Source organism: Zymomonas mobilis subsp. pomaceae ATCC 29192 (assembly GCF_000218875.1).
In the GTDB taxonomy this organism is placed as follows: Bacteria; Pseudomonadota; Alphaproteobacteria; order Sphingomonadales; family Sphingomonadaceae; genus Zymomonas; species Zymomonas pomaceae.
In genome coordinates this window covers 1596550-1613529 of the sequence record NC_015709.1, presented here as the reverse complement: position 1 = coordinate 1613529, position 16980 = coordinate 1596550, and the positions used below count along the sequence as shown (strand labels likewise).

Annotated in this window: 14 protein-coding genes; 4 read left to right on the top strand and 10 right to left on the bottom strand. The window is 42.4% G+C overall.

Going from position 1 to position 16980, the window contains the following annotated elements; all coding sequences use genetic code 11:
* Position 1 precedes the first annotated feature (1 nt).
* The 9 genes from ZYMOP_RS07165 to ZYMOP_RS07125 all read right to left on the bottom strand — a co-directional run bounded on the left by ZYMOP_RS07165 (position 2) and on the right by ZYMOP_RS07125 (position 11267).
* The gene (locus ZYMOP_RS07165) at positions 2 to 802 is read right to left on the bottom strand and encodes a LytR/AlgR family response regulator transcription factor (protein ID WP_013934659.1); all 801 of its coding nucleotides are present in this window, start codon (positions 800 to 802) and stop codon (positions 2 to 4) included.
* A 2-nt stretch (positions 803 to 804) separates the two neighbouring features.
* Entirely contained in the window at positions 805 to 2028 is a 1224-nt protein-coding gene (locus ZYMOP_RS07160; protein ID WP_041582141.1) for a sensor histidine kinase, read from the bottom strand.
* Between the two features lie 156 nt (positions 2029 to 2184).
* Entirely contained in the window at positions 2185 to 2475 is a 291-nt protein-coding gene (locus tag ZYMOP_RS07155) for a DUF3297 family protein (protein ID WP_013934657.1), read from the bottom strand.
* Between the two features lie 47 nt (positions 2476 to 2522).
* Positions 2523 to 4331: a translation elongation factor 4 gene (gene lepA / locus ZYMOP_RS07150; RefSeq protein ID WP_013934656.1), complete on the bottom strand. Its 1809-nt coding sequence runs from the start codon at positions 4329 to 4331 to the stop codon at positions 2523 to 2525.
* Between the two features lie 102 nt (positions 4332 to 4433).
* The gene (locus tag ZYMOP_RS07145) at positions 4434 to 5342 is read right to left on the bottom strand and encodes a metallophosphoesterase (protein WP_013934655.1); all 909 of its coding nucleotides are present in this window, start codon (positions 5340 to 5342) and stop codon (positions 4434 to 4436) included.
* 231 nt (positions 5343 to 5573) lie between these two features.
* Positions 5574 to 8183: a methionine synthase gene (gene metH, locus ZYMOP_RS07140; protein WP_013934654.1), complete on the bottom strand. Its 2610-nt coding sequence runs from the start codon at positions 8181 to 8183 to the stop codon at positions 5574 to 5576.
* A 102-nt stretch (positions 8184 to 8285) separates the two neighbouring features.
* Positions 8286 to 9341: a homocysteine S-methyltransferase family protein gene (locus tag ZYMOP_RS07135; protein WP_013934653.1), complete on the bottom strand. Its 1056-nt coding sequence runs from the start codon at positions 9339 to 9341 to the stop codon at positions 8286 to 8288.
* A 74-nt stretch (positions 9342 to 9415) separates the two neighbouring features.
* The gene (gene metF, locus ZYMOP_RS07130) at positions 9416 to 10318 is read right to left on the bottom strand and encodes a methylenetetrahydrofolate reductase [NAD(P)H] (RefSeq protein ID WP_013934652.1); all 903 of its coding nucleotides are present in this window, start codon (positions 10316 to 10318) and stop codon (positions 9416 to 9418) included.
* A 4-nt stretch (positions 10319 to 10322) separates the two neighbouring features.
* Complete coding sequence (locus ZYMOP_RS07125; RefSeq protein WP_013934651.1) at positions 10323 to 11267, bottom strand: ArsR/SmtB family transcription factor; 945 nt, start codon at positions 11265 to 11267, stop codon at positions 10323 to 10325.
* A 242-nt stretch (positions 11268 to 11509) separates the two neighbouring features.
* On the opposite strand from ZYMOP_RS07125, the gene ZYMOP_RS07120 reads away from it, so the two are divergent.
* The 4 genes from ZYMOP_RS07120 (at position 11510) to ZYMOP_RS07105 (ending at position 15255) form a co-directional block, all read left to right on the top strand.
* Positions 11510 to 12520, top strand: coding sequence for an MlaA family lipoprotein (locus ZYMOP_RS07120; RefSeq protein WP_013934650.1), 1011 nt, complete (start codon positions 11510 to 11512; stop codon positions 12518 to 12520).
* A 772-nt stretch (positions 12521 to 13292) separates the two neighbouring features.
* Complete coding sequence (locus tag ZYMOP_RS07115; RefSeq protein ID WP_013934649.1) at positions 13293 to 13553, top strand: hypothetical protein; 261 nt, start codon at positions 13293 to 13295, stop codon at positions 13551 to 13553.
* 181 nt (positions 13554 to 13734) lie between these two features.
* The gene (locus ZYMOP_RS07110) at positions 13735 to 14037 is read left to right on the top strand and encodes a lipoprotein (protein ID WP_013934648.1); all 303 of its coding nucleotides are present in this window, start codon (positions 13735 to 13737) and stop codon (positions 14035 to 14037) included.
* A gap of 390 nt (positions 14038 to 14427) precedes the next feature.
* Positions 14428 to 15255 (top strand): ferredoxin--NADP reductase, encoded by an 828-nt coding sequence (locus ZYMOP_RS07105; protein ID WP_013934647.1) that lies wholly within the window; start codon positions 14428 to 14430, stop codon positions 15253 to 15255.
* Between the two features lie 110 nt (positions 15256 to 15365).
* Here ZYMOP_RS07105 and ZYMOP_RS07100 read toward each other — a convergent pair whose 3' ends face one another.
* A complete protein-coding gene (locus ZYMOP_RS07100) occupies positions 15366 to 16745 on the bottom strand; it encodes an NAD-dependent succinate-semialdehyde dehydrogenase (protein WP_013934646.1) in 1380 nt (459 codons plus the stop codon).
* Positions 16746 to 16980 lie beyond the last annotated feature (235 nt).

Genomic DNA, 16980 nt, shown 5'->3' with positions numbered 1-16980 from the left:
TTTAATAAACAAACCGGGCAACAACTTCTCGATAACTACGGCTCACTTTGACTTCGGCACCTGATTGCAGAATCAAAAAACATTCGCCGTTGGTATGGGGACGAACTTGACGCACAAGATCAAGATTGACAATCGTAGAGCGATGCACCCGTTGGAAACGACGCGGGTCTAATCTGCGTTCGAGATCTTTCATCGTTTCTCGTAAAATAAGCGTATTATCACCTGTATTGATGCACATATAATCACCAGCGGCGTCGATCCGTTCGATTGTATCGACATCTACGCGAAAAATCTGACCACGGTCTTTAATGTTGATAATTTTTTCATAGCGGCTTGCAGTAGGTTGTTTGCTTAGATCGGTTAGATTTTCAGCCGCATCAGGCGCCACCTCGGCCAGAACTTCCTTTAATCTTTCTGCTTCATCAACAGCACGTCGATTTTTTAGCCGTCCCCGAACCCTTTCTAAAGTATCAGCCAAACGATCGGTTTCAACAGGCTTCATCAGATAATCAACTGCATTGGCTTCAAAAGCCCGTAAAGCATGGTCCATATAGGCTGTGACAAAAACGACTAAAGGCGGCTCTACTTCCATGATACCTTGCAAGACAGAAAAACCATCAAAACCGGGCATCTGAATATCTAAAAAGACCAAGTCAGGTTTATGTGTTTTAATAGCACGGATCGCTTCACGGCCATTAAGACAGGTCTCGATAACCTGAATATCAGGATAGTCTTCCAGCCTTAATTGCAAGCCTTGAACGGCAAGAGGCTCATCATCAACAATAATTGTACGAATAGCCATGATTATTTCCTGACTGTCTTATCTTCTGTCTGATAGGGAATCTCAATAACAACGGCAAATCCACCCTCAGCACGATTAAAAGTCTGAAAGCTTTGTTCTGTCCCATAAGCCTGAAAAAGTCTGTCTCTTATATTGGGTAATCCTACCCCCGTTGAACCAGAGTTATGATGATTTTTCTCGGTCATAACTGATTTTACAGTATCTGTTTTCAAATTTTCCGTCGTAATCGAGGTTCTACTGGCATCCGAAATCTTTATAGAAGCTGACTCTTCCAAAGCGTCGCTTTCATCTTCTTCAATAACACCGGGGCCACTATCCACTACATCAATACGCACATGACCATTTTCAAAACGGGCCGAAAGCGAAATATCAGCGCCATTTTCACAAGGTGTCACAGCATATTTTATCGCATTTTCGATAAGGGGCTGAAGCAATAAAGACGGTAACCTTGCTTGGGCAACATCAGGATCAATATCAAAATGCGGACGTAAGCGTTCTTCAAAACGCATTTTTTCAATTTCAAGATACAGCTTTAACGTTTCAACTTCCTGTTCCAGCGTCACCATAGCGGTAGGCTCATTCGCCAAAGTATAGCGTAAAAAGGAGGATAACCGAGAGAGCATCGCATTGGCGCGGCTAGTTTGTTTTAATAAAACCAAAGTTGAAATAGAATTTAAAGTATTGAACAAAAAATGCGGATTCAACTGGTAACGTAACATAGCTAGTTGGGCTGCCGAAGCTTGGGCTTCTATCCGGTGAATCCGTCCCATATGCTTTTCCAGCATAAGATAATAATTGATACCATAATAAAGCGCCGACCATGCAATCAGCAACGCAAAATCCAAAAGAATAGCGCCTAAAAACTCGATGCCTACCGGCATAGAAACCGACCGATAAAAAGTGGCATGAGCCCAAACTTCTATCATTGAAAAAATGCCAGAAGCTGCCACTAAAATGAAGATAGAAATACTCCATGTGACAACAGGTGTCGCATGAATTAAACGACGATAGGCAACTGACATTAAAAGCGTAATAGAATAACCGGTTACGGTCGCAAGAGCCGTCGGAACAATATAAAGCAGCCCCATTGAATTGGCGAGACCACCTAAAGCTCTCAGGACAAAATAGCCCGTCCATCCGACCGATTGCAGCATCCAAAAGGCACGATTTTTATCTTCAAAAAAAGGTTGGGATCGCAAATCGACAAGCGGCGAATGGGCAAATATCACTCTTTCGCTCCTGCTTTTAGGGCTTTAGAGACGAGAAACGATAAGACAGTCTGCCCTATGAACACAGGTGACATTATTACGCCAATCGGATTGCGAAGCCGATAAGGTATGCCACTTGTCGAAAAGCTTGCTAAACGTAATACGTTTCCCTGATTAGGCAGTGGTTGTATCCTGATTACTCTCTTTTTTAGCTTCGCTTTCAGCATTATCATTCTGATAGAAGGCTTCGACTTCACCAGATAGTTTAACCGTCATAGGCCGTCCGAAACGATCACGGCTACGACCCGCAGCGACCCGAACCCAACCTTCTGACACACAATATTCTTCAACATCCGTGCGTTCATGACCTTTGAAGCGGATACCAACACCACGCCGTAAAGGGGCCGCATCAAACCATTCACTGTCAGGGAAAACCGAAAGATGATCAGGAGGCGTATCAGTCATAAATATTTTCCTTAGATTAGAAGCAATTTTATAGAAAAGAAGGCGGTTTAACCGTCATCTCCCATTCGTAAAGCAGCGATAAAGGCTTCCTGCGGAATATCGACGCTACCATATTGCCGCATCCGCTTTTTGCCCTCTTTTTGTTTTTCCAAAAGTTTCTTCTTACGCGAAATATCTCCACCATAACATTTAGCCGTCACATCTTTTCGCATAGCACCGATGGTTTCACGCGCGATCACTTTACCACCGATCGCAGCTTGAATCGGAATTTTAAAGAGATGCCTTGGAATTAATTCTTTCATCCGCTGACACATCTGTCGTCCACGAGCTTCGGCAGCCTGTCGATGAACGATCATAGATAACGCATCGACCGTTTCACCATTTACCATAATCGTCATTTTGACGAGATCACCTTCTTGATACCCCGTCTGATGATAATCAAAACTCGCATAACCACGGCTTATTGATTTCAAGCGATCATAAAAATCAAAAACTACTTCATTGAGCGGTAATTCATAGACTAGCTGGACGCGACCGCTGACATAGGTCATATTTTTCTGAATCCCGCGGCGATCCTGACATAATTTCAAAATAGCCCCAAGATATTGATCCGGCACATAGATAGTCGCTTCAATCCACGGCTCATCAATGGATTCGATTTTAGTAACATCGGGCATATCGGCCGGATTGTGGAGATCCATTTCTCCACCACCATGGGTCAAGGTCAAGTGATAAACCACAGAAGGGGCTGTAGTGATTAAATCAAGATCATATTCGCGTGATAAACGCTCTTGAATAATTTCAAGATGCAACAAACCCAGAAAACCACAACGAAAACCAAAGCCAAGGGCAGCAGAATTTTCTGGTTCAAAGGAGAAAGAGGCATCATTCAAGCGTAATTTGCCCAGTGACTCTTTCAGCTTGTCAAAATCGGCGGCATCTACGGGAAATAAACCGCAAAAAACAACGGGCTGGACTTCTTTAAAACCAGGAAGGGCTGTCGCAGTTGGCCGTTTAGTATCGGTAATAGTATCCCCGACAGCGGTCTGACTAACTTCTTTAATTTGGGCGGTAATAAAGCCGATTTCCCCTGGCCCTAAAGCATCCAATATTTCAATTTTAGGACGAAAGCATCCTACCCGATCAATAAGATGGGTCGTTCCAGCCTGCATGAAGGTAACTTGTTGGCCTTTTTTTAACGAACCATCAATGATCCGCACCAAAATGACAACACCCAGATATGGATCATACCAACTATCGACCAGCATGGCTTTTAAGGGCGCATTAATATCCCCTTTTGGAGGCGGAATCCGTTTTACCAAGGCTTCCAGAATATCCTCAATACCAATACCCGATTTAGCAGAAGCCAACACGGCATCTTCGGCAGGAAGGCCAATAATATCTTCTATTTCCTGCTTAACTTTTTCAGGTTCAGCAGCGGGTAAGTCAATTTTATTGATAACCGGAATAATTTCATGATCATGTTCTATCGACTGATAGACATTAGCCAGTGTTTGCGCCTCGACCCCTTGTGAAGCATCGACAACCAGTAAAGCCCCTTCACAGGCAGCAAGAGAACGGCTGACCTCATAAGCAAAATCGACATGCCCCGGGGTATCCATCAAATTAAGGACGTAAGTTTCCCCATCTTTTGCTGTATAATTAAGCCGCACAGTTTGCGCCTTAATGGTGATGCCCCTTTCCTTCTCGATATCCATATTATCGAGCACTTGTTCCGACATTTCGCGAGCGGTCAGGCCACCCGTTGTCTGAATCAAGCGATCCGCCAGCGTGGATTTGCCATGATCAATGTGAGCAATAATTGAAAAATTGCGGATATGGTCGAGTGGAGTCACAGATTACCCATCAGGTGAAAGCGAAGAAAGTACCAGCCTTTATCGTATTTTGATCAGGAATAAAATCATCCTGTTTCTATCTTTTACAAAGGAAGCCTAAAATCAGTAGAAAGCCTTAGAAATTGAAGGGAGTGGCCCCTGTTTTAAAGCTTCTGCACCAATAAATCCGGGACGACCTGAGGCCATCAGCCAACGAGACCCCCCTTCCAATCCTAACACCGTTAATCGCCCAGAAGGCGTATAAGCACCCGTATCAATACCAATACGATTAGAACGGATTTGTGGTTCTGGCTTCATACTATGTCCGTGTACAATAACGGCTCCATGATCGCTTTTATCGCGTAAAAACTCACCTCTAATCCGGCGGAGATCATCACTTTTTTGTTTATTCAAGGTAATGCCTGGTCGAATACCGGCATGAGCAAAAAAATAATCACCAAATTGCAGACTATCCGGTAAAGAAAATAGAAATTCAAAATGAGAAGGCGGAATGCGGGCACGCCATGCCATTAATAATTTATCGATAAAATTCTGAGTGACATGTTTCGATTTCAGATTTTCAGCAGCTTTATCAATAACATGGGCTTCGACACCATAGCTAATCATCGTTTCGCGTCCACCATAACGGGACAACCAATCAGATAGCGTTTCAGCCGTAATTTTCCGAGGCGACGAAGAAAATATATTGATCATAGCCGTTTCATGATTGCCACCGATAAAATGCCAATGGAAAGAAGAAGGCATCGGGTGCAAAAAGAAATCAATAAGCGCCTTTGATTCCATACCACGGTCAATATAATCCCCAAGACCGACGATATGGGTACCTTGGCGCCCCGGGGAGCCGCGCAAATTATTATCTTCGATGATTTGTTGCATCAGAACATCAAAATGATCTTTGCGACCGTGCATATCCCCAATAGCATAAAGTCGCATACCAGCAGGTAGGATAGGTAAATGTCCCCGCGCGACCATCTCGTCCATAATATCGATATCTTGCACCCGTTTGGGCATCCGCCTCTCCTTTACATCAGGCCGAGGCAATTTAAACCGGCCCTAAACATTAATCATAAAAGACGATCCTTCACAAAAAAAAGAACCCCCTGTCTTTTATAAGACACGTCTTTTTTCTGAAATCTTTAAAATTATGACTTAAATATCAGCATTTCGCTGCTGGCTTTCAAGCACAAGGAAGCCACATAAGTAGCTTTTTAATACTAATTGAGTGATATTAATTTTTAATTTCTATAAATTTGGTGTCAACCACCTTCTCGCCGTTTCAAGGTCAATATCCCGACGCCGTGCATAATCAGAAAGCTGATCTTCTCCGATGCGAGCGACCCCAAAATAGCTGGATTGGGGATGCCCAAAATAAAAACCAGAAACAGCAGCGGTAGGCCACATTGCCAGACTTTCTGTCAAAGTCACATTGACAGCACGGGGGACATCCAACATGTCAAAAAGAATAGATTTAAGACTATGATCTGGACAAGCCGGATAACCGGGCGCTGGACGAATGCCTTTATATTTTTCAGAAATCAAAGCCTGATTATCCAGCATTTCATCTGGGGCATAACCCCAAAGAGTAGTACGGACATATTGGTGTAAACATTCGGCTAAGGCTTCTGCCAGTCGGTCAGCCAATGCCTTTAACAAAATATCGCGGTAATCATCATTTTCAGCACGAAAACGCGCCAGATGGCTTTCAATACCATGCCCCGAGGTTAACGCAAAACCGCCGATCCAATCTTCCTCTTCGGTAATAAAATCAGCGAGACACATATTAGCGCGCCCCGCCCTTTTTACCATTTGCTGGCGAAGCATAGGCAAGCGAATTTCTTTGCCTTCATAGTCAACCAGAATATCATCACCCTGCCGCCGACAGGGCCATAAGCCTACAACCGCCTTGGCCGTCAGCCATTTTTCTTCGATTATCTGATCCAGCATCGCTTGAGCGTCTTTATAAAGAGACGTGGCTGTTTCACCGACGACTTCATCATCAAGGATCGCCGGAAAATTACCGGCAAGCTCCCACGCTCTGAAGAAAGGCGTCCAATCAATATAGCGTCGTAACTCGGCTAGATCCCAATTTTCAAAAAGATGAATCCCCGGTTTTTTAGGTGCAGGAGGTTTTAAAGCAGGATCAATGACAAAACTATTTTTACGGGCATCCTCAAGAGGAAGCAATTCAGATTGCCCCCGCCCTTCGCGGGTTTCGCGTATCTTTTGATATTCGTGGGCAATATCGGCAACATACTGATCCCGTCTCGTATCGGATAGCAAGGCCGAGGCAACACCGACAGTACGTGAGGCATCTAAAACATGGACAACAGGCCCAGAATAAGCAGGTTCAATTCTTAAAGCAGTATGCGCTTTTGAGGTCGTAGCCCCCCCGATCATCAAGGGTAGGGTCAAGCCGGCGCGCTCCATTTCGCTGGCCACTGTCACCATTTCATCAAGCGATGGAGTAATTAAACCAGAAAGACCAACAATATCAGCATCATGTGCCTTAATAGCCTCCAGAATTTTTTCCCAAGGCACCATCACACCAAGGTCAATGACTTCATAGCCATTACATTGCAAAACGACCCCGACGATATTTTTACCAATATCATGGACATCGCCTTTAACCGTAGCCATGATAATCCGGCCTTTGGCGCGCGCATTTTTATCCTTAGCGGCCTCGATATAAGGAAGAAGATGCGCCACCGCTTTTTTCATGACACGGGCGGATTTCACCACCTGTGGCAGAAACATTTTTCCACTGCCAAAAAGATCACCGACAACATTCATGCCGTCCATTAACGGCCCTTCGATCACTTCGATTGGACGATCGGCAATCAAACGGGCTTCTTCTGTATCTTCGACAATATGGCTATCGATACCTTTTACCAGCGCATATTCGAGGCGTTTATAAACATCATAGCTACGCCATTCTTCAGCTTTTTTCGCTTGCTGGGCGCTATCCCCACGATAGCTTTCGGCTAAGGTAATCAACCTTTCGGTTGCATCTTCGCGGCGATCCCAGATTACATCTTCACAGGCTTCTCGTAAGAGAGGATCGATTATATCGTAAACATCAAGCTGACCGGCGTTAACAATCCCCATATCCATACCGGCTTTAACGGTATGGTAAAGAAAAACACTGTGCATGGCGCGTCTGACAGGCTCATTTCCACGAAAGGAAAAGGACAGATTGGAAACGCCCCCTGAAATATGGGTATGGGGACAAAGACGCCGGATTTCTTGACAAGCTTCAATAAAATCAATGGCATAGCGACGGTGTTCATCAATACCTGTGGCGACCGCAAAAATATTAGGATCAAAGATAATATCTTCGGGTAAAAAACCGATACCCAAAAGGAGATCATAAGCGCGTTTACATATCTCTATTTTACGTTCGCGCGTATCCGCTTGACCTTGCTCATCAAAAGCCATCACAACAACAGCGGCACCATAGGCCATCGCCGTGCGCGCATGGTCCAGAAAAAGAGCTTCACCCTCCTTCATGCTGATTGAATTAATGATCGGTTTTCCAGAAACACACTGAAGACCGGCTTCGATAACTTCCCAACGCGAACTATCGACCATGATAGGTAAGCGGGCAATATCCGGCTCAGCCATCAAGAGGTGCAAAAAGGTGACCATGGCCTTTTTGGCATCCAGCAAACCTTCGTCCATATTAACATCGATAATCTGCGCCCCATTTTCTACTTGTTGGCGCGCAACTTCGACGGCGGCAGTATAATTACCTGATAAGATCATTTTTTTGAAACGGGCAGAACCCGTTACGTTGGTACGTTCACCAATGTTAAAAAAACGAGCGGCGTTATTTTCAGAAGGAAGATCGGTCACGAGGAAACACCCTCAATAAGGGAAAATTAAAAGACCTAATTAAATAAAAGGCCTGAACAAAATAGAATAATTATCAGAAAACAAACTGATAATTGACCTAATTCAAGCGGGAATAATCATAGGATCAAGACCAGAAAGACGCATAGCAGGCCGCAATAGAGCCAGTTTACGCGGCGGGTATCCCTTAACGGCACGCGCCATGGCAGCGATATGATCGGGTGTCGAACCACAACATCCACCCACAATATTCACTAGACCTGATTCTGCCCATTCATGGATAAGAGCGCCTGTTGTCTCTGGCATTTCATCATATTGCCCAAGATCATTAGGAAGGCCCGCATTCGGGTAGGCCATCAACAAAGTATCGGCGAGCGCAGAAAGCGTTTTGACATGGGGTCTTAATTTATCAGCCCCAAAGGAACAGTTAAGACCAATCGTTAAAGGTTTGGCATGGCGTATTGAATACCAAAAAGCTTCAATAGAATGGCCCGAAAGATTACGCCCAGACATATCCGTGATGGTCATAGAAATCATCATCGGAATTTCTTTTTCCAAACGTTGGCTTTCTTGCATGACGGCCATCACCGCCGCCTTGGCATTAAGCGTATCGAAAATCGTTTCAATCAGGATAAAATCGGCACCACCTGCTATTAAACCAGCAATCTGATGGGCATAGACTTCCCGTAATTCATCAAAGGTAATGGCACGATAACCCGGATCGTTAACATCTGGGGAAAGCGATAAAGTTTTGTTCGTAGGCCCAACAGCCCCCGCGACAAAACGCGGCCGTCCATCACGGGCTTGATATTCATCAGCCGCTTTTCGAGCAATAGCTGCCGCTTGCTGATTCATCTCGGTTACCAGCGCTTCGGCCTGGTAATCTGATTGACTAATCTTATTGGCATTAAAGCTGTTGGTAGAAACGATATCAGAACCGGCATCCAAATAAGCGCGCGTTATAGCATCAATGACGTCTGGCCTTGTCAAGACAAGCAGGTCATTATTGCCCTTCTGCTCATGATTAAGGGAATAATGACCACGATAAGCGGCTTCATTCAGATTATAGCGCTGAATCATAGTGCCAAAAGCGCCGTCGGTCAGCAATACACGTTTACTCGCTTCTTCTCGCAGACGCTTTGCGGCAGCACTTTCTTCCATGATCAATTATTCCTTCAATATTCGGTAGGTTTGATACGCCCCCCATCCAGAAACATCATGGATTTAAGGAAGAATCAAGCGGGTTGTCTTCCCAATAACCGGCATAAAGCTGACGTGATATCGGCTCTGTTCATGGTGTAAAAATGAAAAGAGTCAACGCCTTCCTTGGCAAGACGTCCACATAAATCGGTAACAACCGCCATAGAAACCATCTGTTTTATAGCCGCATCGTCCTTATCGAGACTATCCATCAGTTGATTTAGTCTTTCAGGTATCTCAATACCACAACTATGTGCCATCCGTTTAAGGCCACTGATATTAGAAGTAGGCATGATACCGGGCAAAATCTCTGCGGTAATTCCAGCCGCCGCAACACGGTCACGGAAGCGCAAAAAAACTTCAGGTGACAGGAAGAACTGACTTATAGCGCGAGTCGCTCCGGCATCAAATTTACGTTTAAGAAAGTCGATATCCGCTTGAGGACTAAGCGCTTGAGGATGGGTTTCAGGATAGCAGGCCACTGAAATTTCAAAAGGCGCGATTTTCTTTAGCCCTTCTACTAATTCAACTGCACTCGCATATCCATCGGGTCGTGCTTCAAAACGCCCCCCCCCTGGGGGATCACCCCTTAAGGCAACGATATGACGGATACCCGCATTCCAATAATCCTGAGCAATCTCGTCGATTTCCTCGCGACTGGCATTAACACAGGTTAAATGCGCGACCGCTGGAATGGAGGTCTCCCGTGCAATACGTGTAACCGTTGCATGAGTACGTTCACGCGTGGTGCCGCCTGCACCATAGGTTACTGACATAAAACGCGGATTTAAAGGCGCTAATCTTTCGACAGATTGCCACAACATTTTGTCGGATTGTTCGTTTTTCGGTGGGAAAAATTCAAAAGAGATGTTCGTTGTTTTATCCCCCAAAAAGGCAACATCGGCAAAATTCGGATTTTCTTTAAGTATCCTGTCCATTCAATCAGTTCTTTCCTGAAACACTATCCGAACGGGTGGCTATCCATAATTTGACGGTCAAAGCGCCCCCCTTTAATTGCCGAACATCCTTCATCAGAAGGCCGGCTGCTGAAAAACATTCACTGATTTGTTCGTCCGAAAAGCCTAACCGAACATGCGCATTATTAATGCGAAGTTCTTCTTTATCATGGGACGCAAAATCAATAATCATCAATTGACCATCTTTATCCAACACTCTTGCCGCTTCATCGATGGCCAGACTAGGCTGCTGTGCATAATGCAAAACCTGATGCAAAATAACGAAATCCGCAGAATTATCCTTCAGAGGCAAGGCATACATATCCCCCTGACAAAGACTCATATGAGAGAGATTTTTATTTTCGAGTTTTGTTCGGGCGATGCGTAACATTTCTGGGCTACGATCAAGACCAATCATACTATCTGCTTTTGATCCCAGAAGTTCCAGCATTCGCCCTGTGCCTGTGCCGATATCGACCAGACGGCCTAAGCTTTTATCACCAGCCATTGCAACAATAGCCTGTTCCACTTCAGATTCGGCGACATGCATAGAACGAATCGCGTCCCATTCGGCGGCATGAGACTTAAAATAGCGGGTTGCTGCGGCTGCACGATCAGCCCGCACTGCATTGAGGCGCGCCAAATCACTGTTACGCCAGGATTTTTCTTTGTCCCAAGAGTCTAACGCTGAAAAAAGAGGTTCCACCCGCTCTTTCGCACCCAAATGCAGAAAAACCCAACTGCCTTCTTTTCGACGAACGACCAGCGAAGCTTCTACCAATACCTTTACATGACGAGAAACGCGCGGCTGGCTTTGACCCAATATTTGGGCGATTTCACCAATGGATAATTCCATTTCGTGCAGTAATAACAAAATACGAATCCGTGTAGGATCCGTCAAAGCACGAAAAATGGTCAGTAAATTATCCATGAATGCATATTGCCTTTATTGTCCTATTGTCACTTTTGTTATTTTTTAACCATGCTGAAATATAATGATACAAATTACTTTTAAGTTTTGATTTAATTATCTTTTTTATCAGATCGGTAAGGATCAAAGATACAATTTTACACATTAATTCAACATATAAATATATCTTTATGAGAATAATAGTGGTCACTAATAAAAGTCAACGACTTGTGTAATTGTTTTTGCTATGGCACCGCTTCGTGATGATTGAGCTAAAATCTTTTCTTAAACCCAGCTTTACCTTAACTGTGGTAGCCCTTCTTAGCGGATGCACGATTACGCCTGGCTCAGATAGGCTCGCTCAGAAAGACCCTTTGGAAAAGTTCAATCGTAAAGTCTGGAATATCAACATGACCCTCGATAAGATGGCCATGCGCCCAGCCGCTCGTTACTATAACAAAAAAGTCCCAGCACCCGTTCGAAAAGCGGTTATCCGCATTTTTGCCAATCTTGAAGAACCTTTCAATGCCATCAATAACCTGTTGCAAGGAAAGCCTTATTTAGCAGGCAAAAATATAGCCAGAATGGCGATTAATACGACTGTCGGTATTGGCGGTATTCGCGATCCAGCCACAAAGATCGGGGTTATTTCTACTGTAGAAGATTTTGGTCAGACCATGGGACGCTGGGGTATGAATGGCGGTCCTTATTTTGTTTTGCCCTTTATGGGGCCAACTACCATGCGCGATGCTGTTGGAACGGGTATCGCCCAATGGGCAGATCCTTTTAATTATTGTATTCGTGAATGTCATTTTATTCCGAATGCGGCTACCTATGGTATTAGCATTCTGGCTGTTTTGAAAATGCGGGCTCAGGTCGCCGAATCGGGGGCAGATGGTTTTCTCGAAAGCAGTCTTGATCCTTATGCTGCGGCACGCTCCGCTTATTTACAGCATCGCCAAGCTCAAATTCTTGACCAAGACGCCGCTAGTAACAGCAGCGATACGAATAATGCGAGTACCGATGCCCAGCTAGGCAGCAGTGGTCTTGATGATTCAACGGGTGATCCGGCGCTAGATAGTGCTGTTGCTGATTTACAATCACGTAGTACGACGCCATCCCAAACACCTGATAAAAATCAAAATCCCGTTACATCCCCTTCCCCGGCTACGCCGGCGGTTTCTGTTGATCCTGCCATTCAGCCGCAAGCAGCTAAGCCTGAAGTTGAGCAACCTTCTATTCCAGAAGATGCCAAGGGCGAAAACACGAAGTAAATTTTTAGCAAAAAATTAAATCAGCAATTCTAATGAGGCTATAAAAAATAATAAATTATGTATAGAATTTTATAATTTTAATAAACACCGATATTATAGAAACCATTTTTATTTTAATTATATTAAATCTAAGTATCCGCTGAGAGAAAATCTTGATTTAAAAAGGATATTTTATAGTTATAAAATATAGAAAATTCAAAAATCGTTTTTAAATCAACTCTTGTGTTAAAGATTTTCATTTTTTCATAAAGAAAGATTATTTCATTAAATTTAGTAAAACAAAAAATATTTATAACTTTGGATGAACATGCAAAAATTCAGAGTATAGCTTAGATAGAAATTAGTCCGCTAATGTAAAAAAACAGATAGATAGTTTTTATTATATCCACAATAATCACCACATTTTTTTATTTTCTTCTTATAAATAAGATCAAAATAATAAATAATGTCTTTTTTTATAAAAATATTATAATATTGTGATTAATTATTAATATTTATATAAAAAACAATGAATAGAATTAAATTATTGCACCTATTTTAAAGAAGGACTAAAATTTCTAAAAAGAGATTGACGCTTTTATAAGAAAATGTACTGAGTATATTTTATTTCAGTTTGTTTCACTCTAGCCTATAAAGGCTTTTTCATTGCGGTAACCTGTAGTTTTCGCTAAAGAGCAGATTGCAGGTTTCTACAGGAAACAGGCTGAATTAATAAAAAAGAATATACGCGCTTTTTTCAGGTTTGCATTACATTCAAAAGGTTAGCCTTATTATGAAGAAGATTATTGCCCTGTCACTCGTTGCTGCTGCCTCTATTGGTCTGTCAGCTTGCTCGAAACCTGCCAATGAGACCGCTACTGAAAATAGCAGCGTAGTCATTGATACCAATGGCACCGACAATGAGGCGATTTTAGATACAAACGCTGCCGAAAATGCTGCTATCGACAATGCTGTTGCTGGTAATGCCGTTGAAAACGCAACCAACGTTCGCGTTAGCACGAGCACCAGCAAAACGACGCACACCGAAAAATAAGCTTTTTAAAATTCAGGTATTTTCACCTGTCTTTTTTTAAAAAAAAGGCCGCTCTTTAATAAAAAGGCGGCCTTTTTTATAATTTTTTTGAAAAATATCGTGGAAAGCTATTCCATTCATCGCCTTTCTGTTGCGATGATCCTGTGCTTTATGGATCATACAACATCCAGAAAGGAGAAATATGTATTATATTAAACGCTTTATGAGGTCGTTATCGATCTTGATGTCAGTTTTTATTCTAACGGCCTGCTATCATAAATCAGCCGCCCCCCTACCTGATCAAAATCAGGAAATGGCTAACGCGGATGAAATAGCGTCAGATACCGATGACGATAATACCAGTGAGAATATGGCCATCATTGAGGATGTACCCTCTGATAATCTTAAGATAACAGATAACACAGCTCTAGATACAGAAAGCCACAACACCTATTCTGATAAAAAAAATATGCCTGAAAAACCTTTGAAACCCAAAAAGAAATAAGTTAAATATCATTAATACAATAATATAAATTCTGCTTTTTAATCGTTTTAAACGATTACTGTTATTGTAATTTATTAGCAAAAACGACTTGTTTCTATCATCGCGAATAGGCATCTTCCGCTATAACAAAATGATAAAAATTATTCATGCTATCGGGTTGCACAATAAATAATGAATGGATTTTCTGAAGAATATCTTATTTTTTTAGGAAAGAGATCAAATTTTTTCTAAAAAAATCAGGTGACAGATAGATTAAAGACTAATTCAAGACAATCCTATTTATTAACTAGTTAAATTCTTATCCTTTACAAAGGATAAGAATTTATAAAAATGGCACCTTGCAATTATAGTAATAACATTAATTTTTATTAGTTATTTTAAGGAAAAATAATGAGCGAATTCGCTGAAATCTTAGAAAACACGACAGGATTACAGCCGAATAAAATCCTGACGGTAGAAAAAGTACAATGGGTAAAACATTGGAATGATCGCTTATTCAGTTTTGCGATCTCTCGCCCTAGTAGTTTTCGCTTCCGTTCGGGGGAGTTCGTTATGATTGGTTTACCCGGAGAAAGTACAAAACCTTTGTTACGGGCTTATTCGGTAGCCAGTCCTTCTTATGCAGAAGAAATAGAATTTCTCTCTATTAAAGTCGAAAATGGCCCCCTTACCTCTCATTTACAAAAAATTAAGGCAGGGGATGAGATTTATCTTGGACGTAAACCTACCGGCACCTTGGTTGCAGACACGCTTACACCGGGAAAAAGACTTTTTCTGCTAGCAACAGGAACGGGCCTTGCACCTTTTTTAAGTATTATCCGCGACCCTGACATCTACGAACGTTTTGAAAAAATTATCCTCGTCCATAGCGTGCGGCAGGTTAGTGACCTAGCTTATTATGACGATCTCATTAACCAGATTGCGGATGATCCCTTAGTAGCAGAAGAAGCTGCACGTCAATTTACCTATGTGCCTACGGTAACCCGCGAAACCTTCGAGCGTACCAGCCGGATCAATAAGCTTATTGAAGATGGATCGTTATTTAATGAGCGCATAGGATTACCCAAGAAATTAGATCCTGAAAATGATCGTCTGATGCTGTGCGGCAGCATGGATATGATCAAGGATTTTGAAAAAATGCTGCGCGATATGGGTTTTGAAGAAGGATCTAATAAAGCTCCGGGTGACTTTGTCATCGAACGTGCTTTTGTGGATTAATAGAATAAACCTTTAAAAGATTATCCCAATAGAAAATCAAAATAAAACAGGCTCTGGAAATTTCAGAGCCTGTTTTTTAATATAAATTCTATAAAAGCAAAATCATTGCGTCATTCAGCAGCTGAGGCGTCAATCAATTTCCAATTAATAAATTCCTGAATACCAAAATGGGATAATTCACGACCATATCCTGAATGTTTAACACCCCCAAATGGTAACTCTGGTGCCGTCCATAAAGGTTTATTGACAGATACCATGCCGGTTTCGATCTGCTCTGCGACCTTACAGCCATGTTCTATATCCTTAGCAAAAACAGCGCCCCCTAAGCCATAAGGGGAATCGTTTGCTAATTCGATAGCCTTAGCTTCACTTTCTACACTATAGATCTGGGCAATAGGTCCAAAAAATTCTTCAAAATAAGCAGGGTTATCACGGGAAATATCCGTTAGAATACCGGCTTCCATAAAAGCCCCCGGTCTTTTAAGCGCTTTTCCCCCACAGACTAAGGTCGCCCCGTTTGAAACAGCTTTTTCTACCTGTGCGACAACTTGATCACGTGCAGCTATAGAAGAGAGCGGCGCCAAAGTAGTTTTTTCATCAAAAGGATCGCCAATTTTTAACGATTCAAAGCGAGCCTTTAATTTTTCAGTAAAAATTTCCGCCTGTTTTTTTCCGACAATAATAAAGCGTTTGGCTGCACAGCATACCTGCCCAGCATTGAACAAACGTCCATAAACAGCCTGTTCAATAAGTTTATCGTCGATATCAACCCCTTCAAGAACGATAAACGCATCACTGCCGCCCAGTTCCATAACCGATTTTTTCCACATTTTACCGGCTTTGGCTGCCAATTCAGCACCAACTGAAGCACTTCCTGTAACTGTAACCCCGCGTACCCGAGAATCTTCAATCAGACTACTTACCTGCGCAGGAGAAGCATCAAGATTAGTGTAAGCGCCCTTGGGGACCCCAGCCTGTTCTAAAACCTCTTCAAAAGCATGGGCACATTGGGGCACAGAAGAAGAATGTTTCACCAACAAGGCATTACCAGCTACAAGATAGGGCCCTGCAATACGCGCTAACTGATAATAAGGAAAATTCCATGGTTCGATAGCTAAAATCAGACCCAGAGGGAAAGCTTTGACAACGGCACCAGGTTTCTCTTCAACTTTTTGAGGCGCTAGAAAAGTTGAGCCGTTTTTGGCGTAATAATCTAAAATATCAGCGGATAATTTTACTTCGCCTCTCGCTTCTTCAATGCGCTTTCCCATTTCAAGCGTCATTAATCTTGCATATTTATCAATATCAGAGCGGAATATTTCAGCTGCCTTATGAAGGATTTTGCTCCGATCTTCGATCGAACGTTTACCCCAATCTTTCTGAAAAACATCGAAAGTCCGATCTATAGCTTCCTTAACTTGGGCATCGGAAAGATCAGGATATTTTTTTACAGTTTCGCCGGTTGCAGGATTAACACTTTCATAAGCCATTGGGAAAACTACCTTTCCTTATCACTTAACTGAAATAGTCATTCGCTCACCGCCGAAAGAAATACTTCAGTTATTTTAGGGATTAATTTCGCGACATCTAAAATAATTTTGTTATAGATATAAATTAAAATTATATTACTTAAGTTAATCTCATAACAATATTAATATTAATTAAAGAAAAAACCTATATTAAAGATTTTATCTTATCATCATTACTTAATAAAAAATCATTCAT

Excerpts from the sequence above, each read along its gene's own strand:
- ZYMOP_RS07100 (WP_013934646.1), bottom strand. The coding sequence starts at position 16,745 with ATGGCTTATGAAAGTGTTAATCCTGCAACCGGCGAAACTGTAAAAAAA.
- ZYMOP_RS07125 (WP_013934651.1), bottom strand. The coding sequence starts at position 11,267 with ATGGATAATTTACTGACCATTTTTCGTGCTTTGACGGATCCTACACGG.
- ZYMOP_RS07145 (WP_013934655.1), bottom strand. The coding sequence starts at position 5,342 with ATGCCCAAACGGGTGCAAGATATCGATATTATGGACGAGATGGTCGCG.
- ZYMOP_RS07110 (WP_013934648.1), top strand. The coding sequence starts at position 13,735 with ATGTATTATATTAAACGCTTTATGAGGTCGTTATCGATCTTGATGTCA.
- ZYMOP_RS07135 (WP_013934653.1), bottom strand. The coding sequence starts at position 9,341 with ATGGAAGAAAGTGCTGCCGCAAAGCGTCTGCGAGAAGAAGCGAGTAAA.
- ZYMOP_RS07105 (WP_013934647.1), top strand. The coding sequence starts at position 14,428 with ATGAGCGAATTCGCTGAAATCTTAGAAAACACGACAGGATTACAGCCG.
- ZYMOP_RS07120 (WP_013934650.1), top strand. The coding sequence starts at position 11,510 with ATGATTGAGCTAAAATCTTTTCTTAAACCCAGCTTTACCTTAACTGTG.
- ZYMOP_RS07165 (WP_013934659.1), bottom strand. The coding sequence starts at position 802 with ATGGCTATTCGTACAATTATTGTTGATGATGAGCCTCTTGCCGTTCAA.
- ZYMOP_RS07115 (WP_013934649.1), top strand. The coding sequence starts at position 13,293 with ATGAAGAAGATTATTGCCCTGTCACTCGTTGCTGCTGCCTCTATTGGT.
- ZYMOP_RS07155 (WP_013934657.1), bottom strand. The coding sequence starts at position 2,475 with ATGACTGATACGCCTCCTGATCATCTTTCGGTTTTCCCTGACAGTGAA.
- metF (WP_013934652.1), bottom strand. The coding sequence starts at position 10,318 with ATGGACAGGATACTTAAAGAAAATCCGAATTTTGCCGATGTTGCCTTT.